The 25,248-nt window shown below is 44.2% G+C and carries 20 protein-coding genes and 2 pseudogenes; 14 read left to right on the forward strand and 8 right to left on the reverse strand.

The window, feature by feature from the left end; translation table 11 throughout:
• Positions 1 to 2: 2 nt before the first annotated feature.
• A complete protein-coding gene (locus CWO13_RS08305; protein ID WP_048660257.1) occupies positions 3 to 1,067 on the reverse strand; it encodes an HlyD family secretion protein in 1,065 nt (354 codons plus the stop codon).
• A gap of 128 nt (positions 1,068 to 1,195) precedes the next feature.
• Here CWO13_RS08305 and CWO13_RS08310 point away from each other — a divergent pair, with 128 nt between their 5' ends.
• Positions 1,196 to 2,098: a LysR family transcriptional regulator gene (locus CWO13_RS08310; RefSeq protein WP_048660256.1), complete on the forward strand. Its 903-nt coding sequence runs from the start codon at positions 1,196 to 1,198 to the stop codon at positions 2,096 to 2,098.
• 95 nt (positions 2,099 to 2,193) lie between these two features.
• Here the strand turns inward: CWO13_RS08310 and CWO13_RS08315 are convergent.
• Positions 2,194 to 2,439, reverse strand: a pseudogene (locus CWO13_RS08315) (DUF2861 family protein); the annotation flags it as partial.
• The gene (locus tag CWO13_RS08320; RefSeq protein WP_108082779.1) at positions 2,379 to 3,833 is read right to left on the reverse strand and encodes an ATP-binding protein; all 1,455 of its coding nucleotides are present in this window, start codon (positions 3,831 to 3,833) and stop codon (positions 2,379 to 2,381) included. The pseudogene CWO13_RS08315 and the gene CWO13_RS08320, both read right to left, overlap by 61 nt.
• Positions 3,834 to 4,076: 243 nt before the next feature.
• On the opposite strand from CWO13_RS08320, the gene CWO13_RS08325 reads away from it, so the two are divergent.
• The 10 genes and pseudogenes from CWO13_RS08325 to CWO13_RS08375 all read left to right on the forward strand — a co-directional run bounded on the left by CWO13_RS08325 (position 4,077) and on the right by CWO13_RS08375 (position 15,016).
• Entirely contained in the window at positions 4,077 to 4,610 is a 534-nt protein-coding gene (locus CWO13_RS08325; RefSeq protein ID WP_050648620.1) for a YbhB/YbcL family Raf kinase inhibitor-like protein, read from the forward strand.
• A gap of 40 nt (positions 4,611 to 4,650) precedes the next feature.
• Complete coding sequence (locus tag CWO13_RS08330; protein ID WP_108082780.1) at positions 4,651 to 5,436, forward strand: helix-turn-helix transcriptional regulator; 786 nt, start codon at positions 4,651 to 4,653, stop codon at positions 5,434 to 5,436.
• A gap of 133 nt (positions 5,437 to 5,569) precedes the next feature.
• Positions 5,570 to 6,901 (forward strand): D-serine ammonia-lyase, encoded by a 1,332-nt coding sequence (locus CWO13_RS08335; protein WP_108082781.1) that lies wholly within the window; start codon positions 5,570 to 5,572, stop codon positions 6,899 to 6,901.
• A gap of 149 nt (positions 6,902 to 7,050) precedes the next feature.
• Positions 7,051 to 7,859 (forward strand): annotated as a pseudogene (locus CWO13_RS08340) (hypothetical protein).
• A 297-nt stretch (positions 7,860 to 8,156) separates the two neighbouring features.
• Entirely contained in the window at positions 8,157 to 9,179 is a 1,023-nt protein-coding gene (trpS, locus tag CWO13_RS08345) for a tryptophan--tRNA ligase (protein WP_102432423.1), read from the forward strand.
• A 470-nt stretch (positions 9,180 to 9,649) separates the two neighbouring features.
• Positions 9,650 to 11,686 carry a M4 family metallopeptidase gene (locus CWO13_RS08350; RefSeq protein WP_108082782.1) on the forward strand — a complete coding sequence of 679 codons (2,037 nt, stop codon included), beginning with the start codon at positions 9,650 to 9,652 and terminating at the stop codon, positions 11,684 to 11,686.
• 209 nt (positions 11,687 to 11,895) lie between these two features.
• Complete coding sequence (locus tag CWO13_RS08355) at positions 11,896 to 12,273, forward strand: VOC family protein (RefSeq protein ID WP_102432421.1); 378 nt, start codon at positions 11,896 to 11,898, stop codon at positions 12,271 to 12,273.
• 188 nt (positions 12,274 to 12,461) lie between these two features.
• Positions 12,462 to 12,932, forward strand: coding sequence for a hypothetical protein (locus CWO13_RS08360; RefSeq protein ID WP_102478276.1), 471 nt, complete (start codon positions 12,462 to 12,464; stop codon positions 12,930 to 12,932).
• A gap of 370 nt (positions 12,933 to 13,302) precedes the next feature.
• Complete coding sequence (locus CWO13_RS08370) at positions 13,303 to 14,163, forward strand: delta-class carbonic anhydrase (RefSeq protein WP_102478274.1); 861 nt, start codon at positions 13,303 to 13,305, stop codon at positions 14,161 to 14,163.
• A gap of 226 nt (positions 14,164 to 14,389) precedes the next feature.
• Positions 14,390 to 15,016, forward strand: coding sequence for a LysE family translocator (locus tag CWO13_RS08375; RefSeq protein WP_108019984.1), 627 nt, complete (start codon positions 14,390 to 14,392; stop codon positions 15,014 to 15,016).
• A 138-nt stretch (positions 15,017 to 15,154) separates the two neighbouring features.
• Here the strand turns inward: CWO13_RS08375 and CWO13_RS08380 are convergent, their stop codons facing one another.
• Positions 15,155 to 16,537: an MATE family efflux transporter gene (locus CWO13_RS08380; protein ID WP_108082783.1), complete on the reverse strand. Its 1,383-nt coding sequence runs from the start codon at positions 16,535 to 16,537 to the stop codon at positions 15,155 to 15,157.
• A 384-nt stretch (positions 16,538 to 16,921) separates the two neighbouring features.
• On the opposite strand from CWO13_RS08380, the gene CWO13_RS08385 reads away from it, so the two are divergent.
• Positions 16,922 to 17,368, forward strand: a complete 447-nt coding sequence (locus tag CWO13_RS08385) for a hypothetical protein (RefSeq protein WP_076670255.1) — start codon at positions 16,922 to 16,924, stop codon at positions 17,366 to 17,368.
• A 163-nt stretch (positions 17,369 to 17,531) separates the two neighbouring features.
• On the opposite strand, the gene CWO13_RS23430 is transcribed toward CWO13_RS08385, so the two are convergent.
• From CWO13_RS23430 to CWO13_RS08400, 4 genes are all read right to left on the reverse strand, one after another.
• On the reverse strand, positions 17,532 to 17,669 hold the full coding sequence (locus CWO13_RS23430) for a hypothetical protein (RefSeq protein ID WP_157934941.1): 138 nt from the start codon (positions 17,667 to 17,669) through the stop codon (positions 17,532 to 17,534).
• Positions 17,670 to 17,793: 124 nt separating this feature from the next.
• Entirely contained in the window at positions 17,794 to 20,673 is a 2,880-nt protein-coding gene (gene gcvP / locus CWO13_RS08390) for an aminomethyl-transferring glycine dehydrogenase (RefSeq protein WP_108082784.1), read from the reverse strand.
• Positions 20,674 to 20,762: 89 nt separating this feature from the next.
• On the reverse strand, positions 20,763 to 21,143 hold the full coding sequence (gcvH, locus tag CWO13_RS08395; RefSeq protein ID WP_017105929.1) for a glycine cleavage system protein GcvH: 381 nt from the start codon (positions 21,141 to 21,143) through the stop codon (positions 20,763 to 20,765).
• Positions 21,144 to 21,194: 51 nt separating this feature from the next.
• Positions 21,195 to 22,487: a serine hydroxymethyltransferase gene (locus CWO13_RS08400; protein ID WP_017064653.1), complete on the reverse strand. Its 1,293-nt coding sequence runs from the start codon at positions 22,485 to 22,487 to the stop codon at positions 21,195 to 21,197.
• A 441-nt stretch (positions 22,488 to 22,928) separates the two neighbouring features.
• Here CWO13_RS08400 and CWO13_RS08405 point away from each other — a divergent pair, with 441 nt between their 5' ends.
• Positions 22,929 to 23,552 carry a helix-turn-helix domain-containing protein gene (locus CWO13_RS08405; protein ID WP_017105927.1) on the forward strand — a complete coding sequence of 208 codons (624 nt, stop codon included), beginning with the start codon at positions 22,929 to 22,931 and terminating at the stop codon, positions 23,550 to 23,552.
• Positions 23,553 to 24,000: 448 nt separating this feature from the next.
• Positions 24,001 to 25,134 (forward strand): glycine cleavage system aminomethyltransferase GcvT, encoded by a 1,134-nt coding sequence (gene gcvT / locus CWO13_RS08410; protein WP_060981379.1) that lies wholly within the window; start codon positions 24,001 to 24,003, stop codon positions 25,132 to 25,134.
• Positions 25,135 to 25,248 lie beyond the last annotated feature (114 nt).

Genomic DNA, 25,248 nt, shown 5'->3' on the forward strand with positions numbered 1-25,248 from the left:
GTCTAGCCTCGTTTATCGATGGTCGCGACCACAGACAAACCAGGAAGCAATCGACCTTTCAACTCTTGCTGATCTGGAATGATGATTTTCACCGGTACACGTTGAACGATTTTAGTGAAGTTGCCGGTTGCGTTTTCTGGTGGTAGGAGCGCAAACTTGGCGCCAGTCGCAGGGGAGAAGCTGTCGACCACACCTTCAAGTGGTTGCCCCGGGAACGCATCCAGTTCTACTTCAACCGTCTGACCTTTATGAATGCCACTTAGTTGTGTCTCTTTGAAGTTGGCTTCAATCCACACTTGGTTGTTTGGCACCAAACTCATCAATGGTGCACCTGCTTGAATCAACAAGCCTTCACGTACACTGCGTTTACCAATCACACCATCTGCTGGCGCGTAAACTTTGGTGTAATCAAGGTTAAGTTGTGCTTGATCTCTTTGAGCTTTAGCTTCTGTTACTGAGGCTTTGGCTTGCTCAATTTCGCTAGCAATAACGATGAGTTGGTCATTAGTTGCGACAAGGTTGGCTTTAGCTTCTTCTAAGTCTGCTTGAGTCACTTTTTGTTGTGCGACCATGCTGTCGACTTCATCTTGAGAAGCGTAATTGCGGTTTAACAAGCTGCGAGAGCGCTGTACTTGTTGGATAGCACGTTCATATTCTGCTTCTGCGGAATCGACGCCACTTTCTGCTTGGTTAATTTTGCTACGTTGTAACGTCTGTTGTGCGATTAAGTTCTTTACGTCAGATTGTACGACGGATAAATGGGCATTAGCTTGAGCGAGTGCTGACTGGTAATCTCGGTCATCGATTTGAACCAACAAATCACCTTCTTTTACTGGTTGGTTGTCACTCACGTAAGACTTAACAATATAGCCAGATACCTTAGGACTAATATTAGTGATATCGCCTTGCAGGTAGGCATTGTCAGTAGATTCAAAGTACTGGCCATAGCCGTACCAGTATCCAGCGCCGGCTAAACCCAATGACAGCATGATCGCAGTAGCAATAAGCGGAGCTTTTTTACGTTTTTTTGTGCTTACTGTTTGCGAAGCGTTGTTGTTCTCTGTCATTTCTTATTTCTCATTTTGTTTTTATTTAGATGTAACGAATTGTAAATGAATTCGATTGATTGATAAGATAGGAAAAAAGGGAAACACTGTTGCAATAATCTTACTAATAGGGTTTTGGGAGAAGTACGATGGACTTAAATGCTGTGACTGTTTTTACGCAAGTTGTTGATTGTGGAAGCTTCACGCACGCAGCTGAGGCATTGAACATGACCAAGTCGACCGTCAGCCGAAAGCTTGACGAGCTGGAACAGCACCTAGGTGTGAGGTTGATCACTCGTTCGACACGAAGTTTAGTCTTAACGCCGGAGGGTGAGCGCTTCTATCAATCGAGCGTGCAAATGCACGAGATCATGAACCAAGCTGAGCTAGAGGTTTCTGCCAATCAGGATTTGATCCGAGGGCAGTTGAACGTTGTGTTGCCTGTTGAATTGGGGCATCAAGTATTAGCCACATACATCCACAGCTTCCTAAAAGAGCACCCAAACGTGACTTTGAATTTAGAACTGACGAATCGAGAAGTCGACATCATTGCGGAGGGGATCGATCTTTACGCGCAAATTGGTGAGCTAGTGGACTCGAGCTTGGTTTCTCGCTACCTCACAACATCGAAGCGTGTATTGGTAGCCAGCCCTGAGTATTTAGAACAGTTCGGTGAAATCTCTTCGCCCAATGACCTTAAACCGCCATTCCGAATGATTGAGGTGGTAAATAAGGCGGCGCGCCTGCCCAAGTGGCATTTACAATTGGAAGGCGGTGAGTCGATTTTGATCGATCTGCCGTGTCAGTTGCGGGTGAATACTATCACGGCATGCTTAACAGCGTGTGTTGATGGGCTTGGCTTAGCGGTGCTTCCTGAATTCATTTGTCGTGAGCACTTCAAGACAGGTAAGCTGATTCGTTTATTACCTGAATATGAGATGCCGGAAGTTTCAGTAAGCCTAGTGTATGCCGACAGGCAGTTGATGCCGAAACGTAAGAAGGTCTTTATCGACTACCTACTGACTGCCTTTCAAAATAGGAAGCACAAGTAACGGGCTGAACATTAGCGGTTAAATAAGTACTTAAGCTTCCTATTATTCAATTTTGTCTAAACCGTATTGAAGCTAACTATGATTTGGCTGCCAGATGACGACTTGTCCATTCGATAATATAGCTGGTAGTGGTTTGAACCTATCTTTAGTTGATAAACACCAGATTCGGGTTTGATGAACATTTCATTGGTTTCAATCTCTTGATACTCATTTTTGGAAGCGAGTTGTCCATCAAGAAGGACTTTTCCTTTAGGCGATACCAAAGAAAGAGTTTGGGCTTCTAAGCCTTTGTTGAGTTGCTCAGCAGAGACTTTGATTTGATAACCGTGCGATGACAGGCCTGTTCATAAGCTATTTCCAAAATACATCGGGTAGGATTGCGGAGAATAATGAGGCGGCCGTCAGCTTGTTTTATCAAGTGTTCGACAATAGTCAGGCCGATGCCCATATTGTCTTGCTTGTGAGTTTTACTTGGCGTGACACTGGACATGAGTCGTTGTATGGGCGAAGGGAAGTGCCCCTCGTCTTGCACTTCAATAGTCAGCTTGTCTTCGAGTTTGACTTGTACCAAAACTTCACCTCTACCATGTTGTTTGGCATTCTTTATTAGATTATCCAAGCAGATCGTTAGCCAGTAATAAGGCAGGTTCAGTTCAAGTTCACGCGCTTCACATTGATAAGAAATATTGTGCTTTACACACACATGATCGAGCCATTCTTCTAATGATGCGTTTTGCTTTAACAAAGGCTCTGACTGCTCCGAACTTAGGTACACTTTGCTGTTTTCGGTGAGCTGAGAGAGCCTTTGATAGTCAGATATTAAACGCCAAACCGCGCTTTGAGTTTCATCAGAATAGTCATCATAGCGATTTCTGAACATCTCAACAGTTAAGCCAAGGCTAGCAATGGGCGTACGCAGTTCATGAGTGAGAAGCTGCAAAACGAACTGCCTCTCTTTGCGTTGTTTTGTTCTTAGGTATAAGACTCTACCAAGTCCGGAAAGCAACGTTAACAGCAATGAAAAGATCAACGTTTTCATGATTAAGTTGTCATTGCTAGGTTCGCTCAAGCACATGTTGCTGTAACGAAAATTACAGGTGTCACCCGTCAACGATAGTTCTTGCTGCTCTGCAATAGGTTGCCAAACATCTAAGGGAATGGCTTTCCAGCCTTGTTCGCCACTTAGCCAAAGTACATCGTCTTGTTGCCAAGCGCGGTATCCATTGAGCAGTGCTTCTTTGCCTTGTGCGGTTAGCGTTTTTAGCTTGGAATATAAAGGGTGCTGGGGGTTGGCAATACTCAAAAATGGGCGTATCTGCTCGCTTACGTCGGGGTAAACTGCTAAATAACGATCAGCAAAACTGCCACCTGCAGGGTGTCGTTTGGAGTGTGCTGCAAACCAAACGGAATCCAATGCTTGTTGCTGACACAAAGTGAGTTCGAACTCGATGGCGTCATGTAATGAAGGATTATTGTTTTCAATCGCTCTGCAGTGATCTTGTATTGAGGCTAACGTTGCGATGTCGTCCCAACTGAAATGGTTGAAATTAGGATAACGGCTACTTTCATGAAGCAGAACTTTTGGGTACTGAGCCAACTCTTGTTGAGATATTAAGATTGGGGATGATTGCCAGGTCAGTTGATACAGGGTTTGCCACTTGTCTTGCAAACTTTGGGCATTGGCTAAAGTTGGGAGCCAAAAGGTCAAGCAAAGGGCTAAGGTAAACCTGCGCATCCAATCATTCTCATTAAAAGTCGTGAGGCGAGTCTAAAGACTTTTGGGTGAGATTTGTAACCTGAATGTCAATAAGTGCTCCCTTAACAGCAAACTGTCGAGTGGATCATGCTTTTAAATAATAAGATGAAATTACAGTAAGTATCATTTGATTCCGATAAATTAGATAATTATGTACTTATTGTCATTATTAAGCATGTGGGAAGGACTATACTCAACTCATACCAAATAAGAGGAACCATCATGAAACTAATCATCAAATCAGTATTGGCAATCAGTATTTTGGCTGCGGGCTCTGCTCAGGCGTTCGAATTAACCAGCAACGATATTCAAGAAGGTCATCCAATGGCGAAGACTTTTGAATACTCAAGTTGGGGTTGTGACGGCGATAACCTATCACCACAGTTAATGTGGAAAGATGCACCAGCAGGAACCAAAAGCTTTGCAATCACGGCGTATGACCCAGATGCTCCGACAGAAAGTGGTTTCTGGCATTGGGTTGCGTTTGATATCCCTGCGACTGTTAACGAGCTACCTCGCGGTGTCGATATATCTAAAGTCGGTGGCAAAGAAGGTCGCATTGATTACGGTACAGTTGGTTACGGTGGCGTCTGTCCTCCTGAAAAAGATGGCATGCACCGCTACCAGTTCACGGTTTGGGCATTACCAACGGATAAGCTTAATCTAGACGAAAATACGCCGTCGGCAGTGGTTGGATTCACGTTGAACAGTATGGCTTTAGATAAAGCGAAACTGACCGCAACTTATACGCGTTAATAGCTTATACACGTTGATAATAAGTAAACAAGGGGATGAGATGAATCATCAATACCAAGTGACGATCTTTCGTGCCGAGCAGTTACAAAAGCTACGTAATGTGAGGATTCTATCCCCTAGTATCATTCAGATCATTACAGGCAGTAAGCGCCTGTTTTGGAAAGACTCAGCGGCAGAACTCTCACATTCTGAGCTGTTGCTGTGTGAGGCATCAGCTTCACTAAGCTTTGAGAACATGCCCCACAAAGGGCGCTTCTTGTCGCGAGTATTCAGCTTTCAATTACAACCTTCTCAGGCGATGCTTGATTTAAGTGAGGAACGGTCGAATGAGCTGGGGTTGCCTACGGTGCAAGCGGACCGAAACTTACAAGACTCACTCAACGCGCTGTTTTCGTTTGATACACAGAACATGAGCAAAGAGACTCAACAGTTTTGGTTGCAGGGCTTATACCAGCAACTGGCTGAAAAAGGTGTGTTGCATCGACTCTTTGTCAGTGCCAACGTTTCGTTTAGCCAAAAGCTCAGCCATTATCTTTCACATTCACCAGATGAGAAGCATCCGCTAGAGTCGGTGGCGGAGCGTTTTGCGATGAGCCGCGCGACACTGATCCGAAAGCTAAAACTGGAAGGTATGCAATATCGTGAGGTATTAGCAGAAGTGCGTTTAAGCCATGCTTTGTATCTTATGCAAAATGGCCAACACAATGTCACGATGCTCGCTCAATCTTGTGGTTACCAGTCTGAAGGACGTTTTAGTCAGCGCTTTAAGGGTAAGTTTGGTCTGTCGCCAAGTGAGTACATCAAGACGGTTGCCTCAAGGGCATAGTAAGGGAAATACCATCCTATTGACGTTAGACATAAGTATAGGTTATTGAATCATTTCTCGATTACGGCTCTAATAGGCTGCACACCAAGTGATTGAAATAGCGCAGAACGCTAAATACCAGAGAAGGTAGCCCATGATCGAACTGAATCTAAATAACCTCACCAACGACTTTCCATTACTAAATAAGCTTATGGCGCTCGAAGAGGTGGTTTGGTTTAACCCAAATGTCACAACACTAGACCAAGGGTTACCTTATGTCGGCTTGGATGAGAAAGACATCCATGATGCGAGCTTGAGGTTACAAAGGTTTGCTCCTTATCTAGCCAAAGCATTTCCTGAAACTCAAGTGACCAATGGCATCATCGAGTCTGAGCTTGTTGAGACCCCATCGATGAAATCAGCATTGGAAGCGCATTATCAGCAGCCTATTAAAGGGCGCTTGATGATGAAGAAAGACAGCCATTTACCGATTTCAGGTTCAATCAAAGCTCGTGGTGGTATTTATGAAGTACTAACGCATGCCGAAAAGCTAGCGATTAAAGGCGGATTACTGTGTGAGAGTGATGACTACAGTAAGCTGTTTGAACCTGAGTTTCGTGACTTCTTTAAGCAATACAGCATAGCGGTAGGTTCAACGGGTAACCTTGGTATGTCGATTGGCATCATGAGTGCGAAACTCGGCTTTACGGTTTCCGTTCATATGTCGGCAGACGCAAGAGCTTGGAAGAAAAACAAACTTCGTGAGCATGGCGTCCATGTTGTTGAATATAAGAAAGATTATGGCGTTGCCGTAGAACAAGGCCGTAAAGAGGCACAACAAGATCCTAGATGCTTTTTCATTGACGATGAAAACTCGCAAACCTTGTTCCTTGGTTATTCGGTGGCAGGAGAAAGACTTAAACAACAATTTGAACAACAACAGATCATCGTCAACAAAGAACACCCGTTGTTCGTTTACTTACCATGTGGTGTTGGCGGCGGCCCAGGTGGTGTTGCATTTGGTTTAAAGATGGCTTTTGGTGGTGATGTTCACTGCATTTTTGCTGAGCCGACTCATTCTCCTTGCATGTTGCTGGGTGTTCACACTGGTTTGCATGATGAGATTGCAGTGCAAGATCTTGGTATCGATAACCTCACCGCTGCCGACGGTTTGGCGGTAGGACGGGCATCTGGCTTTGTCGGTCGAGCCATGGAACGTTTGCTTGATGGTTACTACACATTAACTGATGAACGTATGTACCAATTGTTAGGCGTATTGAACCAAGCCGAGGGTATTCAATTAGAACCTTCTGCACTGGCTGGTATGCCGGGGGCTATTCATGTTGAACACAACAGTGAATATCTGGAGAGGTTAGGCATCACTGAATCAACGTTAGCGAACGCGACTCATCTTGTTTGGGCAACCGGTGGCGGTATGGTTCCAGAGCAAGAAATGGCAGCGTATCTGGCTAAGTCTTCGTTGTAAATCGAACGCAGGTGGATGATTTACGCGTTTAAATGAGACAATAACTTGCGCAGATCGTTATCCAAAACACACGTTTTATAAATTAAGCTTCTTAGATGTTCTAACTATCAGTTAGGTTGAGTGGCATTCAACTTGATAGGGACATAATGATGCAAGCCGATAAAACGATTCAATCGAGTAAACAAGAAACGCGACAGTTGGTCAATACACCAGAAAACTACTACAACGTTTAGATGCGATTGGAGATTCTTTAAGAGCTTCTGGTAAGGCGCATGCCTTGTTGGGGCTTGGTTCAGTTGGTATTGAAACGGAGCGACTGGATCAATACTCAGACGTCGATTTCTTTGCGATAGTGCAAACGGGGCACAAGCAGTATTTCTTAGACAGTTTGCATTGGTTATCTGACATTCATCCAATCGACTACGCGGTAAGGAATACGGTCGACGGCTATAAGGTGCTCTATGCAGACGGGGTGTTCTGTGAGTTTGCAGTGTTTGAACCACATGAATTAGCACATATTCCGTTTGCTGAAGGGAGAATCGTTTGGCAGGAAGCTGACTTTGATACTCAGTGTTGTATTCCACCACAAAAGCGGGCAGCAGAAGCTAATTCGCAAGAGTGGATTATAGGGGAAGCCTTAACCAACCTTTACGTGGGTATGTCTCGCTATAACCGAGGTGAAAAGCTGTCGGGCAGTCGGTTCGTCCAATCTTACGCACTCGATCGTTTGATCGATCTTGTGGGTCAAACGGAAAGCTCACAACCTGAATTCGTCGATGAGTTTATGTCTGATAGAAGGCTAGAAGCGCGCTTCCCTAAGTTTGCTCAGTTACTGCCAACCTTTACTCAAGGCTACGAACGCACGGCGGAATCGGCTCTGGCACAGCTTGAGTTTTTGAACGTTCACTTTAACGTCAATCAAGCAATGCGTTCTAGAATTATTGGTTTATGTAATTAATACATTTGCTTACGATATGCATCTTTAATAGTTTGCTGTTTTGAAACGCCTCGAAAAGCGATTTCGGTACGTTAGTTTTATTACCTACCAATAAAAGGGTTGTCGTTAACCCTTATTGTTGGTAGATTTTAATAATGAAATTTACTTCTGCTTCAACTTCAATTTTCTTTTGGTGGTGCTCTATCTAGAGCAGCACGGAATACTCACATTCTTTAGCTGCTGGAAGGTAGTTAAGAATGTCACCAAGAATGTCGTTTCTTTTTATCTCCAGTAGCTTTTATTACTTGGAGATACCCCATGAAAACACCTCAAAATACGAACAAACCGGAAATTATTCTTACTGGCGACCGAGCGACTGGCCCTTTGCATTTGGGGCATTATGTAGGTTCACTTCAGCAGAGGACTTCATTGCAGCATATTCACGACCAAACGATATTGGTCGCTGACATGCAAGGGCTTACCGACAATGCACATAACCCTGCCAAGGTTTCGTCTAACATCCTCAACGTTGTTGCTGATTATCTAGCGGTAGGTATCGACCCAACAAAAACCACGATTTGCCTCCAGTCTCAGTTACCAGCACTGGCCGAACTCACCATGTTTTACAGTAACCTTGTTTCTATCGCTCGTTTGGAACGCAACCCAACAGTTAAAAGCGAGATTCAAAACAAGGAGTTTGGTCGCTCAATTCCAGCTGGTTTTCTGACTTATCCGATTTCACAGGCGGCTGATATCACGGCGTTTAACGCGACCTTGATTCCGGTGGGTGACGACCAATTGCCAATGCTAGAACAGACCAACGAGATCGTGAGAAAAGTTAACTCACTCGCGGGCAAGCCAATTTTAAATGAGTGTAAACCTCTGCTTAGCAATGCCTCTCGTCTTCCGAGCACCGACGGCAAAAGTAAGATGTCGAAATCAATGGGCAACGCTATCAACTTAGGTGCGACAGAGAAAGAGATTCGTGCCGCAGTCAAATCCATGTATACCGATCCAAATCATCTACGAATCGAAGATCCGGGCCAAGTTGAAGGGAACATCGTGTTTACCTATCTTGATGCTTTCCATACTGACGCTCAGTACGTTAATGAACTAAAAGATCACTATCGCAGAGGCGGGTTAGGGGATGGCCAAACTAAGAAGGTATTGGAAGAGTGTCTACAAGAGATGATTCGCCCGATTAGAGCACGCAGAGCTGAATTATTAGACGACAAAGCACAGCTCATTGATATTTTACGCAAAGGTACACAAGTATCGAGAGAGAAAACAGAAGCCGTTTTATTCGATGTAAAGGACGTGTTTGGGCTGAATATACTCTGATTGACGGCAATGGCACTTGTTAAGATAGCCAACAATAAATTGGTCATTTGCATGCTTAATAAACACTAGGTTAAGTCCGCACGCTAGGTAATACACCCTTATTACGATTTTGCACGAAACCGTCTTTAACTATTTTCGGGCTCTGAATCTAATAGGGGTGAGTTGGCGCCGTTATTTGAAAATCGATATCGAACCTTAATCTCGTAACGATTCGAAGCATGAAATTTCCGAGTATTGTCGGAAATTAGATACCCCTCCATATTTTGCGTCGATTTGTTGAGTTGTTGCTAAGTGGCGGAAAGTATGGGTTTTTTGACTCCCCACCTCACTTTTATTTTCGTGAAAGATTATCTTCTGAATCAATGTCACATATAAAACTAAATGCATTTAATCATGCGCATAATCTATCGTTAAGATGCGCGCTCATCCAGTGGGTGAATTTATAAAAACAAAAATTATAAAGGTGATGTATGCGTGGTACACATTTACTAATGCTATTCCCAATAGCGTTTACTTCTCAAGCTGCCAATGTAGTGAATTATTCCGATGTCGATCTATCAATCATTCTAAATCAAAAAAATCAGGGCTTTAGTGCTGTAAGTCAACCACTTGCTTACTATGAAGCAAGTCGAGTCGATACCGGTACAACGACACTCCTGCGTAAACAACAGCTCCACTATGGCATTCCGGTTTATGGTCAGTCAGTGGTGGTTGATCATTCTCAGCAAGGCATTGCTCAAGCAATAGACGGGCAAGTTTTAACGGGTATCGAAGCTGATATCGGTTCTACTTTGCCGATGATCAACGCCCAGCAAGCAATAGCGATTGCTAAGTCACAGCACAAGGGCGTGGCTGCAGCTACGATTCGTAATCCAAATGCTGACCTCCTCATTTGGCTTGATGAACAGCAACAAGCACACCTGATTTATAAAGTTGATTTCTTACAAACAAAAGGTATGGGACCTTCACGACCAATTACGCTTGTAGACGCTAAATCTGGCGAGCTACTCGACCAGTGGGAAGGTATTGCGTTCATTGATGCCGAAGGCCCTGGTGGAAACGAGAAAAGCGGTCGTTACTATTTTGGCCCGAATACTCAATACGGTGGTTTCCAGGTTAACTCATATTGCCAGATGGACAGTCAAAACGTTGTTACGATGAATATGAATAATCGCCAAGACTATGGTCAGGTTCATCAGTTTGCCTGTAATGGTAATTACGGTAGGAACGTCAATGATTACCGTGCGATTAACGGCGCGTATGCACCAATGAACGATGCACATTACTTCGGCCAGCGTGTTTTTGACATGTACAAAGAGTGGTTGAACACTCGTCCTATCCAGCAAAAACTAACGATGCGTGTGCACTACGGTTCGAACTACGGCAATGCATTCTGGGATGGCCAACAGATGACGTTTGGTGATGGTAACCAATCTATGTATCCATTGGCGACGTGGGATGTGATCGCGCATGAGGTAAGCCACGGTTTTACTGAACAAAATTCAAACCTTGAGTACCGCGGTCAGTCGGGCGGCATGAATGAGTCTTTCTCTGATGTTGCTGCAGCGGCTTTAAGCGAATATGTTCATGGCAGCTTTAACTGGAAGATGGGTGAGCACGTAATGAAGTACAGCCCTGCGATGCGCTATTTCATTCAACCTAGCCAAGATGGTATGTCTATCGATCACGTTAACCAATATTACAACGGGATTGACGTTCACCATAGCTCGGGTATTTTCAACAAAGCATTCTACCATCTAGCCACCAGCAACGGTTGGGACATTAAAAAGGCGTTCATGACTTACGCTACGGCAAACCAACTTTATTGGACATCAAAATCGAACTTCCAATCAGGTGCGGAAGGGGTTTGTAAGGCGGCACAAAAGCTAGGTTATGAAGCATCTTCGGTGCGTAATGCGTTTAGTCAGGTCGGCGTTAATGTCCAAAACTGTGGTTCTGGTCAGCCGAATCCAAACCCTAATCCACCGACACCGACACCGGGCATCAACAATTTAGAATTGAACGTTCCTGCGCCTGTGTTGAGTAGCGGTAACGATCAACAGCAGTTTGTTCTGAAGAACAGCTCTGAAGGTGATGTTTGGATCCAAACTTACAATGGTTACGGTAACGTCGATCTATATGTTGCTATCGGTCGTCCAGCATCATCAAATGACTACGATTGTTCGTCTACTAACTTGGATAACAACGAGTACTGTGGCTTTGGTGGTATACAAGGGGATGATATCTACGTAATGGTATCGGGTGCGCAAGGGTCAACAGACGCTTATGTAGCGGTCAGCACTGTACTAGAACTGCCAAACCCTAGTCCTCAACCTGATCCTCAGGACATGTGTGTGGATGTGCCAGAATGGAGCCCGAATATTTTCTACCCAGCTGGGGCGTCGGTTCAATATTGGGGCAACCGTTTTACGTCTACAACAGATAACTGGGGTGCTGATCCGTTTGAAAACTATTGGTACTGGACGCATGAAGGTTTATGTCACTAATTTAACCAATCAATTTAGTTAGAATAACGTTGCAAAGGGAGCACTTAGAAGTGCTCCCTTTATTCGTTGATAATGGGATCTATAGCCGTAAAAGGCTGTTGTATCACTTTTCTAAGCGTTAGATTATGAGTGAATAACGCTCTGGATTTTTATCAAATCTTGTAGAGGAGTTAATTAGCAGGCCTGTCACTTACGGAGAGCAATCATTTATGGATATCAGTCACTTAGATCACCTTGTATTAACCGTTAAAGATATCGAGATAACGGTAGACTTCTATCAGAGAGTGTTGGGGATGAAACCGATTCAGTTTGGTGAGGAGCGCTGGGCACTGTCGTTTGGTAACCAAAAGATAAATCTTCATCAGCAAGGGCAGGAGTTCGAACCTAAGGCTAAGCATGTACAAGCGGGGAGTGCCGACCTATGTTTCATCACCAACACACCGATTGATGAGGTATTCGATCATATTACGGGACAAGGTGTCACTATAGAGGAGGGCCCTGTAGAGCGAACCGGTGCAGTGGCCAAGATCACCTCAATTTACCTCCGCGACCCTGATGGTAATCTGATTGAGGTATCAAACTATTAAGGTCAGTCATCACTACCTATGAAATTATCTTAACGAACTTTAAGTTTAGCTGAGAGTAAACTATTGATTCATCAAGTAGTAAGTAATTATGTACACATCTGGTTACGACAAAACAAGCGTGTCACTGGAACTCCTAGCATAAGTTACTTACAATTGAACAATGTTTTATTAATCCAGTCCCAATCGTCATGGTCAGAAAATTAATCATAATAACTATTAGCCTGTTGCTTTTATCCGCTTGTGCGACAACAAGTGAAAATCAAACCGACGAAAATACATCAAGCAATGAGAATGTGCTTAATAACAGCGTCGAAAAGGCTGTGGTCAAGGAGACGGCAAGTGAAGTGGCCATTGAGCCTGTCGCAAATAACGTTAACGAGAGTTCCGTTATTACTGCAGATACCAGTGATATCAATAGCGATGGAGATTCGGCTTCTCATGAATTGAGTGAACCAGCAAAAACTAATCAACAAATGCAAGTGACAGATAAACAAGTCACCGAGGATCATGCAAGGGTTCACAGTGAAAAAGGCTTAGGTAATCATATATTCAATAACGGGCCTACGAAGCAGGTCATAAAATCATTGGAAGGTGTGACAGATGCTTTAAATGTCATGACTTTCGGAATATTTGCTTCAGGAACGCGACCAGCACAATAGCTCGATTTTAAAAACTAGTACTAAACAAAAAAGGCGAACCATGTGGTTCGCCTTTTTTGTTTCTTATTAGGTGACTGGCAGTCAGCTCGTCAGGATTACGTAACGTCTTGTTTGCGCTCACTAACACAATATGAGCTGGACTCGAGTAAGGGGCAGGTCAGCACAGCTCGGTATTTACTTGTTATGGAAGGGGCTCGCCGTATTTAACCTGTTGATCTTGTTATATGCACCAAGGATTTGAATACTCTCCCAAAGTAAGCGATGAAATCTAATCTTACAAAGACAAGGCTTATATTCATGTGTGAGCATAGTAAGATGTTTGCTGTTAAGTTTGGTTTAAGTTTAGCTATCAACATTCTAGGGAAGAAATATGAACAACAAGAGTGTGTTTTTAAGCGTCGCGATGGTGATGTTATCTGCTCAAGCAAACGCATCAGACGCGAACCATGAGTCTGTTTCAGATGGTGTTATCGCAGAACAAAGAGCGAAGCTTTCTGAAAATACCCAAGGGCAAGGTTTTGGTCCGCAAGCGCCTCGTGATCTAGGTTCAGTAGAAGGAACAAACGCTCGATTGTTTTCTGATGCGCCAGATTCAACAGCCATGAACCTATGTAATATCCACTTCCATAAGAACGCAGAGCACAAAGGTGGCGAGTTTACCCAATACGCTGGTAACGGTGATGGCAAGGGTTTCCAGAGTGGCTTTAAATACACTGGTAAGCTAAGTGAGGCTGAACTAAAACCATTTGAGGGCAAGGTTTGTCCGAGCGAGCATGGTTCTTTGCATTCGGGCGATACCATCGAAGTGCATTACGTGTATTCAACGGCACAAGTAGAGCCGGGTGAAACACTGGGTGCTTGTTTCAACGATGCGATTACCAATCCGCAACTGCGTGTGGAGACCCAAGTATACGTATTAGTGAATGACGACAAAGCACTCGACTTCGAAGCATTGGCTAAGCACTCAAAAGTGAATGGATTGCACCAAGCAACCAACATCCCACAAGATACGGGTTCAGCGATTCAATACGCAGGTTCAACAACGGGCCCAGGTTACAACGAGCAAGGTTCACCTTTCCAAGTAACATGGAGTGTTCGTCCACAAGTAGCGAAAGTAAACATCGCGACAGTCGGGAACTGGTGTGAAGGCAATGACTTTAACGAAGACCACGCCCACGGTGTGAGAAACTTGGTGGTTAACCCTGAGCTGTTGTCACCAATGGCGAACTAATCTTGCTACGTTGATTCGTAGTCAATATTTTGTAGAGGTGAGCCATTAGGTTCGCTTTTTTATTACCTTAGATAAAACACTTGGTGCTTTGTGGGGAAATTACGTATGACAGTTATTCAAACATGAGCTTTTTGAATCTTCGCAGACCAAAACACTCTTTACCTAAATCGAAACTCCATGATACGTTCGTGATCAATCATGTTGGGTTATAAGTAAGGACAAGCCAATGTCATTAGAAGGCGCAGTTACATTCTTTATTGCCATGTTTATATTTGGCATTACTCCGGGTCCCGGTGTATTTGCGATTTTGGCTCGTGGTATGGTCGATGGGTGGCGAAAGTGCATTTCTCTTTCTGTAGGAATGATATGCAGTGATCTGATTTATCTTGCGCTTGCCTGTTTTGGTCTAGCGACGATTGCTGAGAACTGGTCGTTTGCTTTTGAGGTGATTCGCTACGTTGGTGCCGCTTATTTGATTTACTTGGGCTACAAGATGTTTAAGAGCCTACCTGAAGTGCAAGGCACAGCTGAGCTCGCAGCAAAACAAAGTCAGAAATCGGAACTCGCCAGTTTCGCACAAGGCTTTTTGATTTCAGCATCAAACCCGAAAGTGATTTTGTTCTATATTTCATTCTTGCCAACGTTTATTGATCTGACTGTTTTGCGTTCACAAGATATCGTCTTGGTTGCTGTTTTAGCGGCGGTTGCTTTGATGTCCGGTTTAATGATCATTGCAATGGGCGCGGGCAGAATGGCAAGTTTACTTAAAACACCACGCACTCATAAAAGATTAAACCAAAGTGCTGGTGGAATAATGATTGCGGCTGGTTCATATTTGGCGATAAACAGATAAACAGATAAACAGATAAACAGATAAACAGATAAACAGATAAATAGATAAATAGATAAACACAGTTCAATTTAGATAAAAAAAGCGCGTTATTGCCGAGTAGCAGTAACGCGCTTTTTTGTATTAGATTATTGGTCTATCTTAGCTTGCTATTGAAACATCTGCTGGTGGCAAGTCACGCTTCTTAATCACGTATCGCAAGCGAATTAACATCAGCGTCGCTGAAACGCTCAAGCCCGTTAGAATACCTATCCAAAAGCCTTCTTCACCCATTGCAGGAACAATGTGGTCTGTTAAGCCCAACACCATACCCAGTGGTAATGCTAAGCCCCAGTATGAAGCGATGGCTAAGATCATTGGGATCTTGGTATCTTTATAACCACGTAATGCACCGTTAGCAGACGTTTGTAATGCATCGCTGAACTGGTACATCGCAGTAAAGGTCAACAATACTGCTGCTGTCGCGCTTATTGCAGGGTCAGTCGTGTAGAGTCTAATGATCCACTCAGGGAACAAAAGGAACATCGCAACCGAAAGCAGTGAGATCAACGCTGCAACTAAGATACCGACTTTGCTGCGTTCAATCGCACCAAGTTCATCTTTTTCACCCAAGGCGTGTCCAACACGAATCGTAATGCCAAAAGAGATACTCATAGGAATCACGTAAGTTAGGCTCGATATGTTAAGTGCAATTTGTGCGGCTGCCACGTTCTCTGCACCAATACGGCCGATCATCAATGCGATAACCGCGAAGATGCTGCCACACACAGCGATGTTCATACCGATAGGTAAACCTAGCTTTAGAAGGTGAAGCATCTCTTTCGCTTTTGGCTTAGCGTCTGCAAAGCTAATAATGGTTTTGTAGTGATGATGACCTTTAATGTAGGAATACAGCATTCCTGACATTAACCAATAAACCAAGCTTGTTGCCCAGCCACAACCTACAGCGCCCATTTCAGGGAAGCCGAACTTACCGTAGATAAGCACGTAGTTAACAGGAATATTCACCAACAAACCAACCACAGAAATGATCATTGGGACCTTAGTGTTATTCATACCCTCACAGAAGCCGTTCAAGGTGTAGAACAGGGCAATACCCGGCACACCAAAGGCTAGGGCAAACGCATAGTCACTGCCGATAGGAATAATCTCAGCGGCAACGCCAATCCATTCTAAGATCGGCTTGGCACTTACGAGGTAAGCGATGAGCAGTACGCTAGCAATTAATGCAAGCCATACCATCTGGAAGAACTCGACAGAGATACTTTGGAAGTCGCGAGCGCCACGGTGATAAGCAACGACTGGCGTTAACGCCATAATCACACCACGCAGTAACAGCAACACAGGAATCCAAAGGCTGGTGCCAAGTGCAATAGCGGCGAGATCGGCAGGACTTACTTGGCCAGCCATTGTCGTATCGACAAATCCCATCGCTTGGGTAGCTATTTGAGTCAAAATGATTGGAATCGAAAGATGCATAAGCGCACCCGATTCACGAGTAAAAGGACGAAATTTCGTTAGCATGGAAGTTCACAACACCAATATAAATACACGAATGATGGCAGGATGGCCGGTGTGTATTTTAGGATGTGCCCGTTGGGCGGGCGACAATATAAACACCTTACCGTATAGGGTCAAGCTTTGGGTTAAGTTAGTCGGATTGTTAAAATATAGAATTAAATTCTATGAATGCTATACAAAGTTCAATCATATTAATCAATGATTGATAACGCTTTGAACTGGATTAAACGTTTATTTTTCAAATGAATATTTATAAATTTGACATCATTCAATGTTATGTAATTACAAGTAGATGTACAATTAGTGGCATAGGGTTTTAAGAAGAAGTCTTTACCTTCAAGTACACAGATTCTGTGGCTATTCATTACAATTAGATTAAGGGTAAAAATGAAAAACAAAAAGGCGCTTGTCGGCACTCTGTTAAGTGTTCTAGTTTCTGGCAATGCTGTTGCTGGTGTTTACACCGATGAACTTACGAAATGTTTGGTGAGCTCAACAACTAAAGAAGATAGGGTTGAGCTTGTAAAGTGGATGTTTTTAGCTGTGTCTGCTCATCCTGCTGTAGACAAAGTTTCTGCAGCGACTCCCAGTCAAATGGATGAGTCAAACAAAAATGTCGCTAAGTTATCTATGCGCCTGACAACTGAAGCTTGCTTGGAGCAAACGAAAGACGCAATCGCCTATGAAGGAGATGTTGCGTTGGAAAAAAGTTTTCAAATCTTGGGTGAAGTGGCAGGTAAAGAGATGTTCTCACATCCTGAAGTAATAAAAAGCATGGCGGGACTAGATAAGCATTTAGATAGCCAAAGAGTAATGGCTCTTTTGAAGTTGTAATAACTTAAAGAGGATATCACCAATAAAAGTATTCTAAATGAGGTGTGGGTAACTATTATAAGCCCTCCTATGCGCGCGCGGAGAAGAGTTAATTTATCACCCGGGCAACAAACAGTTAGAAGCTATAATCTTCAAGCTTTTTGGAAGTGAAACATTTATCTATCTACTGCCACAAAGCCAGCAGAAACACAAAAAGACCAATTCCAATCGTGACTTTTAGAAGCAAGCCAAGAGGGGCTCCACCTTTTGGCGCTTTGTTACAACATCCCATCATCGTTTCCTCATTCATCATTGGATTCATTTCACCTTAAACCTTTCCCTTACGGTAAGGTCAATGCATTTGTAGACCTTGAATTTCAGACAACAAAAAGGCGAACCGTTTGGTTCGCCTTTTGTTGTGTTTCGCTGCTTAGCGCCGCTACGAATTAGTCTTCGTAGTTATCGATGCTTGGGCAAGAACAGATTAGGTTACGGTCGCCGTATACGTTGTCTACACGGTTAACTGTTGGCCAGTACTTCGAGTTCTTGGTTGCTTTCGATGGGAAGCAAGCCAGTTCGCGAGAGTAAGGGCGATCCCATTCTGCGCCAGCTAGGTCAACTTGTGTGTGCGGTGCGTTCACTAGAGGGTTGTTGTCTAGTGGCCATTCACCCGCTTTCACTGCTGCCATTTCGTGACGGATTGCGATCATCGCTTCACAGAAACGGTCTAGCTCTTCTAAATCTTCAGATTCAGTTGGCTCTACCATTAGTGTGCCAGCTACTGGGAAAGACATCGTCGGAGCGTGGAAACCGAAGTCCATTAGACGCTTAGCAATATCTTCTTCGCTGATGCCTGTGTCTTCTTTAAGCGGACGAATATCGATAATACATTCGTGCGCTACGCGGCCGTTAGTGCCACGGTAAAGAACAGGGTAGTGAGGACGTAGTTTTTCCATCACGTAGTTCGCGTTCAGAATCGCTACTTTCGTTGCGTCTGTTAGGCCAGGTTCGCCCATCATTGCGATGTAAGCCCAAGAGATAGGTAGGATAGAAGCACTACCTAGATCTGCAGCTGATACCGCGTAGTCAGAACCTTGTACACCATTTTCGATGTGACCTGGTAGGAAAGGTGCTAGGTGAGATTTAACACCGATAGGACCCATACCCGGACCACCACCACCGTGTGGGATACAGAATGTTTTGTGTAGGTTCAAGTGAGATACGTCTGAACCGATGAAGCCAGGTGAAGTTAGGCCTACTTGAGCATTCATGTTCGCGCCGTCTAGGTAAACCTGACCGCCCGCTGCGTGCACTTGTTCACACACTTCTTTCACTTGCTCTTCGTATACGCCGTGCGTAGAAGGGTAAGTGATCATGATGCTTGATAGGTTTTCTTTGTGCTTCTCGATTTTCGCTGCTAGGTCTGTCATGTCGATGTTGCCATCTTCATCACACTTAACAACTACTACCTTCATTGAAACCATTGATGCTGTTGCAGGGTTAGTACCGTGCGCAGAGCTTGGAATCAGACAAACGTTACGGTGAGCGTCACCGCGGCTTGCGTGGTAGCGTTGAATCGCGATTAGACCTGCGTATTCGCCAGATGCACCAGAGTTAGGTTGTAGTGAGAAATCGTCGTAACCAGTGATTTCACATAGCTTCTCTTTAAGATCTTTCGCTAGCGCTGTGTAACCCGCTGCTTGATCAAGAGGTGCGAATGGGTGAATAGAACCAAACTCAGGCCATGTTACTGGAATCATCTCAGCAGCAGCGTTCAGCTTCATCGTACAGCTGCCCAGTGGGATCATGCCGTGCGTTAGTGAGAAGTCTTTGTTCTCAAGCTGTTTTAGGTAACGCATCATTTGCGTTTCGCTGTGGTGCGTATTGAATACTGGGTGAGTTAGGAACTCTGATTCACGACGGCAGTTTTCTGGAATTGCTGCAAATTCGTTTGAAGCAATGTCAGAAGATAGTGCTTGAACGTCTTCTTTCACGTCGAAGATTGCAAACAGTGAATTCACGTCGTCGATCGTTGTTGTTTCATCTAAGCTGATACCGATCTTACCCTTAAGAAGGCGAAGGTTGATGTCTGCTGCTTGCGCTTTCGCGTACAGTGCATCTGTCTTCTCTTCAGAGTTGATCGTGATGGTATCGAAGAAGCTGTTGTTCGTTAGTTCGTAACCCGCTTTAGTCAGGCCAGCTGCTAGGATAGCTGTCATATGATGTGTACGACGAGCAATAGTACGTAGGCCTTCTGCACCGTGGTAAACCGCGTAGAAAGACGCCATGTTTGCTAGAAGTGCTTGAGCTGTACAGATGTTCGATGTCGCTTTCTCGCGGCGGATGTGTTGCTCACGAGTTTGCATTGCCATACGTAGCGCTTGGTTACCGTGAGTATCGATAGATACACCGATTACACGACCTGGCATTGTACGCTTATGCTTTTCACGAGTACCCATGAATGCAGCGTGTGGACCGCCGTAACCCATAGGAACACCGAAACGTTGCGCTGAACCGATAACTACGTCTGCGCCCATTTCGCCAGCAGGCTTAAGTAGAGCAGAAGCAAGTAGGTCAGTAGCAACTGTAACCAGTGTTTTGTTAGCTTGAGCTTTCGCAATGATGTCTGTTAGGTCACGAACTTCACCCGTTGTACTAGGGTATTGAAGAAGCGCACCAAATACGTCTTGCTCTGGAAGTGTTTCAAGAGCACCAACCATTACTTCAAAACCGATGTACTCAGCACGAGTTTTAACAACTTCTAGTGTTTGAGGGTGAACATCGTCAGCAACGAAGAATACTTTGCTCTTGCTTTTACCAGCACGCTTACACAGTGTCATCGCTTCGCCAGCCGCTGTCGCTTCATCAAGAAGGGATGCGTTCGCGATTTCCATACCGGTTAGGTCCATTACCATTTGTTGGTAATTTAGTAGAGATTCAAGACGACCTTGAGAAATCTCTGGTTGGTATGGTGTGTAAGCTGTGTACCAGCCTGGGTTCTCTAAAACGTTACGTAGAATAACGTTTGGAGTGAATGTGTTGTAGTAGCCTTGGCCAATGAAAGTACGTTTCACTTGGTTTAGGTTAGCGATCTCTTTAAGAGAGGTCAGCATGTCCATTTCGCTCAGTGGCGCAGCAAGTGTCATTGGTTTTTCAAGACGGATTTGTGCAGGAACCGTTTCGTCGATCAGTGCGTCTAAGCTAGTCGCGTTGATCGCATCAAGCATTTTCTGCTGGTCTGCTTTATTAGGGCCGTTATGACGAGCAACAAACTCGTTTTGAGTACCCAGGTCTTTCAGTAATTGGCTTTGAAGTAATTCAGTCATGATATGTTCTACTTTCTCTCTGGAGCCGTGAGCTAGCCCCTAAAATTAAGCTGCTCAAAAGAGCAGCTTTATCGTAATGAGGTTACCTATTAGTCTTCTTCGATAGAGCTTAGGTATTCTTCCGCATCCTTAAGGTTGTCTAGTTCAGACGCATCAGACATCTTCACTTTAACAATCCAACCACCTTCATAAGATTCTTCGTTAATTAACTCAGGGCTATCTTCTAATTCTTCGTTGATTTCTACGATTTCGCCAGAGATTGGTGCGTAGATATCAGAAGCTGCTTTCACTGATTCAACTAGAGAGAAGCTTTCGCCAGCTTCGATTTCGTCTCCAGTGTCAGGCAGGTCAACAAACACAACGTCACCTAGCATCTCTTGAGCGTGCTCAGAAATACCGATAGTTACAGTACCGTCACCGTTGTCTTTTACCCACTCGTGGCTGTCTGCAAACTTTAGTGTATTGTCCATTGCTTATTCTCCAAAAATTTATGAGGTTTTAATTTAAATCTTAAAAACGGTCTAACGGTAAAGAGGGAAGCGCTTGCAAAGCTCTTTAACTTGCTTGCGAACACGTTGCTCAACTTCAGCGTTGCCTTCAGGGCTTTCAACTAAGCCATCAAGTACATCGCCGATCCATTCACCGATAAGTTTGAATTCTTCAGTGCCAAAACCACGACTGGTTCCAGCTGGCGTACCTAAACGAATGCCAGAAGTAATCATAGGCTTCTCTGAATCGAATGGTATACCATTTTTGTTACATGTGATCCCTGCACGCTCTAATGCTTCTTCAGTTACGTTACCTTTCAAGCCCTTAGGACGAAGGTCAACCAGCATTAGGTGCGTGTCTGTTCCGCCAGTCACAATGTCACAACCGCGAGTTTGCAACACTTCAGCAAGAACTTTTGCGTTGTCGATCACTGAATCAATATAAGTATTAAATTCTGGGCCAAGTGCTTCGCCAAATGCTACTGCTTTAGCCGCGATAACGTGCATTAGTGGGCCGCCTTGTAGGCCAGGGAACACAGCAGAATTGATCTTTTTGTTGATGTCTTCGTGGTTAGTCAGAATCATACCGCCGCGTGGGCCACGAAGTGTCTTGTGCGTTGTTGTCGTAACAACGTGAGCGTGTGGTAGTGGGCTAGGGTGAGCACCTGTCGCAATAAGACCCGCGATGTGTGCCATATCGACCATTAGGATTGCGCCAACTTCGTCAGCGATTTCACGGAACTTAGCGAAATCGATAACGCGTGGGATAGCACTACCACCAGCAATAATCATTTTAGGTTGGCTTTCGATAGCTAAAGCGCGAACTGCTTCGTAATCGATTTCAAGAGTGTCGCGGTCTACGCCGTATTGAACTGCGTTGAACCATTTACCAGACATTGCAGGACGTGCACCGTGTGTAAGGTGACCACCAGCGTCAAGAGACATACCTAGGATAGTGTCGCCAGGTTGAAGTAGGGCAAGTTTAACTGCGCCGTTTGCTTGAGCGCCAGAGTGAGGCTGTACGTTTACGTATTCACATTTGAACAGCTGCTTAGCGCGTTCGATTGCGATAGCTTCTACTGTATCTACGTGCTCACAACCACCGTAGTAACGACGACCTGGGTAGCCCTCAGCGTATTTGTTGGTTAGGCAAGTGCCTTGAGCTTGCATTACTGCTTTAGAAACGATGTTCTCAGAAGCAATAAGTTCGATTTGTTCGTTTTGACGAGTGTTCTCTGCTTGGATTCCAGCAAATACTGCGTCGTCAGTCGCAGATAGGTTCGTAGAGAAAAAACTGTCTAAGCTATGGTTTTGGTAAGCGTTCATTGTCGAGACCTTTCATTAAGCTAATGGTGATTGTTTTTATAGTCCATTAGGTCTTACGTTGATTTCTGCATCGGTATCGTTTGCGCTATATAGGTATAGATAAACGTGAATTGCGTTATAAATATACTCTTACAGCGTCTAAGCGATCGTTGTAGGGTCAATGCAGCACGAATTGTTTCCCAAAAAGTTCGGGTAAAAAACAGCTCTTACAAATGTTAAATCTATCATTTGCTGCAAGCTGAAGTAGCATCTCTTCATCTAACAAGTCGATAACATAGCTCTGATAAAATCAATTTTCAACAAAAATTTCCAATAGGAAACAACTTTTCTCGTTTTGCTACAGGGAGCACGCTTTATTTCTGTGTGTGCTCTTTAATCAACAAAGCGCTTCATGCAACAATGAAATGAATAGACAGGAAGTAAGAAAATAATGAGGGACCTATGTCAGAAGACATTTATGATGAGTACCCATCTTTAACGTTGGCGAAGGAAACGTTAGACCAGAATATAGAACCACTCAGGCTAGGCCAGCGTATTAAAGATATCCGCGGCAAGCTTGGGATTACGTTAGAAGAAGCAAGCCAAAGAACTGGCTTGGCGCGTTCTACGCTCAGCAAAATCGAGAATGAACAGATCTCACCAACGTTTCAAGCAATGCAAAAATTGGCGATGGGTTTGCAAATTGATATGCCACAACTCTTTGAACCGCCAAGGAAAAAAGTCGCAACAGGACGTCGAGACTTAACCAAGGCAGGCCAGGGCAAACCACACCCAACACCAACTTACGAACATGAGTTGCTTGCGACAGAGCTTTCTAATAAGAAGATGATGCCGTTCAAAAGCCGCGTAAGAGCGCGTACTTTTGAAGAATATAATGATTGGGTTCGTCACGATGGTGAAGAGTTCTTAATGATCATCTCCGGTGATGTGATGTTCTACTCAGAATTCTACGAACCCGTACCAATGAGCGAAGGCGACAGCATGTATTACGATGCCAATATGGGCCACATGTTGATTTCTACTAGTGCAGAAGATGCGCTGATTTTGTGGGTGACTGCAAAATAAGTTAACAAACTTAGAATTTCTTATAGTGAATGCAAACGTTTGCTTTTGTTTCTAACGTTTGTCAAATGACGCGATATTGATGTGAAAATCATCAATATCGCGTTTTTGTATGTATCGAATAATTGTTTTTAAATTGTTAAATGTCACATTTTGAGCTGTTTTAATCTTGTTAAGGGTGTAAAACTCACTCAGGCTTGTTTATTATAGTGAACACGGTTTACTCATGTTGATTGAAGTTTACTGAAGTGAATTCTTAGAAAGTGAGTTGTATAGGGTTTGTACAGCTATTCATATTTATAACGCTAACAATATAAGCCTATATAAAAGACATCACTTTTTACTATCTACTGTTTCTAACGTTAACCCGTATCGTTAGAGGCGACTCTAAATAGAGATATAAGCGGCAGACTCGATTTTGGACAGCCTGCAACGCTTCATGGAGAATAAAATGACTCAAGAACACGCTAATCAAGACCTACTAAAAACACCACTGCATGCACTTCACGTTGAAGAGGGTGCGAAAATGGTTCCTTTCGCTGGCTACGATATGCCAGTTCAGTACCCACTAGGTGTAAAGAAAGAGCACTTACACACTCGTGACGCTGCCGGTCTTTTTGATGTTTCTCACATGGGGCAACTTCGTCTACATGGTGCAAATGCAGCTGCTGTCTTAGAATCTTTGGTTCCTGTAGATATTATTGACCTTCCTTCTGGTAAGCAGCGTTACGCGTTCTTTACTAACGAGCAGGGCGGCATCATGGATGACCTGATGGTTGCGAACCTTGGCGATCACCTATTTGTTGTTGTGAACGCAGCTTGTAAGACACAAGATATCGACCACCTAACGGCTCACCTTCCTGCAGACGTAGAAATGGAAGTGATTGATGACCGCGCTCTACTAGCACTTCAAGGCCCTAAAGCGTCTGAAGTACTGGCTCGTTTCCAACCTAGCGTTGCAGACATGCTGTTCATGGATGTTCAAAAAGTGGATATCGATGGTGTGGAATGTATCGTAAGCCGCAGTGGTTATACAGGCGAAGATGGTTACGAAATCTCTGTACCGAATGATCATGCTGAAGCACTAGCACGTAAGCTAACTTCAGAAGCTGAAGTAGAGTGGATTGGCCTTGGTGCACGTGACTCACTTCGTCTTGAGTGTGGTTTGTGTCTCTACGGTCACGACCTAGATACAACAACAACGCCAGTAGAAGCTAGCCTTCTATGGGGTATTCAAAAAGTGCGTCGTACTGACGGGGAGCGTGCTGGCGGTTTCCCTGGCGCTGATATCATCCTTGAGCAAATCGCGACTAAAGACGTTCAACGCAAGCGTGTTGGTCTTGTTGGTCAAACTAAAGCACCAGTACGTGAAGGTGCTGAATTGTTTGACGCTGAAGGTAACAAGGTTGGTGTGGTAACTAGTGGTACAGCTGGTCCTAACGCGGGTAAACCAGTTTCAATGGCGTACGTGCGCACTGATCTAGCAGCAATCGGCACCGAAGTATTTGCTGAAGTTCGTGGTAAGAAACTACCAATGACAGTAGAAAAAATGCCATTCGTACCTCAACGTTACTACCGTGGCTAATCTCGTTTAAGAGAAACCGCAATACATAACAAAAGCCTATTGTTTGATTCCCTGTATAGAGAAGTCCGACGGTGGGCTTTTTTGTTTTTGAAAGCGTATGTTTTTGTGAGCGTA

Origin of the sequence: Vibrio sp. ZF 223, from assembly GCF_003050585.1 — a bacterium.
GTDB classification, from domain to species: Bacteria; Pseudomonadota; Gammaproteobacteria; order Enterobacterales; family Vibrionaceae; genus Vibrio; species Vibrio crassostreae.

Coding starts and splice junctions, on each gene's coding strand:
- gcvT (WP_060981379.1), top strand. CDS start 24,001: ATGACTCAAGAACACGCTAATCAAGACCTACTAAAAACACCACTGCAT.
- CWO13_RS08325 (WP_050648620.1), top strand. CDS start 4,077: ATGAAACTAATCATCAAATCAGTATTGGCAATCAGTATTTTGGCTGCG.
- CWO13_RS23430 (WP_157934941.1), bottom strand. CDS start 17,669: ATGAATCCAATGATGAATGAGGAAACGATGATGGGATGTTGTAACAAA.
- CWO13_RS08405 (WP_017105927.1), top strand. CDS start 22,929: ATGTCAGAAGACATTTATGATGAGTACCCATCTTTAACGTTGGCGAAG.
- gcvH (WP_017105929.1), bottom strand. CDS start 21,143: ATGGACAATACACTAAAGTTTGCAGACAGCCACGAGTGGGTAAAAGAC.
- CWO13_RS08370 (WP_102478274.1), top strand. CDS start 13,303: ATGAACAACAAGAGTGTGTTTTTAAGCGTCGCGATGGTGATGTTATCT.
- CWO13_RS08380 (WP_108082783.1), bottom strand. CDS start 16,537: ATGCTAACGAAATTTCGTCCTTTTACTCGTGAATCGGGTGCGCTTATG.
- CWO13_RS08375 (WP_108019984.1), top strand. CDS start 14,390: ATGTCATTAGAAGGCGCAGTTACATTCTTTATTGCCATGTTTATATTT.
- CWO13_RS08320 (WP_108082779.1), bottom strand. CDS start 3,833: ATGCGCAGGTTTACCTTAGCCCTTTGCTTGACCTTTTGGCTCCCAACT.
- CWO13_RS08400 (WP_017064653.1), bottom strand. CDS start 22,487: ATGAACGCTTACCAAAACCATAGCTTAGACAGTTTTTTCTCTACGAAC.
- trpS (WP_102432423.1), top strand. CDS start 8,157: ATGAAAACACCTCAAAATACGAACAAACCGGAAATTATTCTTACTGGC.
- CWO13_RS08355 (WP_102432421.1), top strand. CDS start 11,896: ATGGATATCAGTCACTTAGATCACCTTGTATTAACCGTTAAAGATATC.
- CWO13_RS08385 (WP_076670255.1), top strand. CDS start 16,922: ATGAAAAACAAAAAGGCGCTTGTCGGCACTCTGTTAAGTGTTCTAGTT.
- CWO13_RS08310 (WP_048660256.1), top strand. CDS start 1,196: ATGGACTTAAATGCTGTGACTGTTTTTACGCAAGTTGTTGATTGTGGA.
- CWO13_RS08360 (WP_102478276.1), top strand. CDS start 12,462: ATGGTCAGAAAATTAATCATAATAACTATTAGCCTGTTGCTTTTATCC.
- CWO13_RS08305 (WP_048660257.1), bottom strand. CDS start 1,067: ATGACAGAGAACAACAACGCTTCGCAAACAGTAAGCACAAAAAAACGT.
- CWO13_RS08335 (WP_108082781.1), top strand. CDS start 5,570: ATGATCGAACTGAATCTAAATAACCTCACCAACGACTTTCCATTACTA.
- gcvP (WP_108082784.1), bottom strand. CDS start 20,673: ATGACTGAATTACTTCAAAGCCAATTACTGAAAGACCTGGGTACTCAA.
- CWO13_RS08330 (WP_108082780.1), top strand. CDS start 4,651: ATGAATCATCAATACCAAGTGACGATCTTTCGTGCCGAGCAGTTACAA.
- CWO13_RS08350 (WP_108082782.1), top strand. CDS start 9,650: ATGCGTGGTACACATTTACTAATGCTATTCCCAATAGCGTTTACTTCT.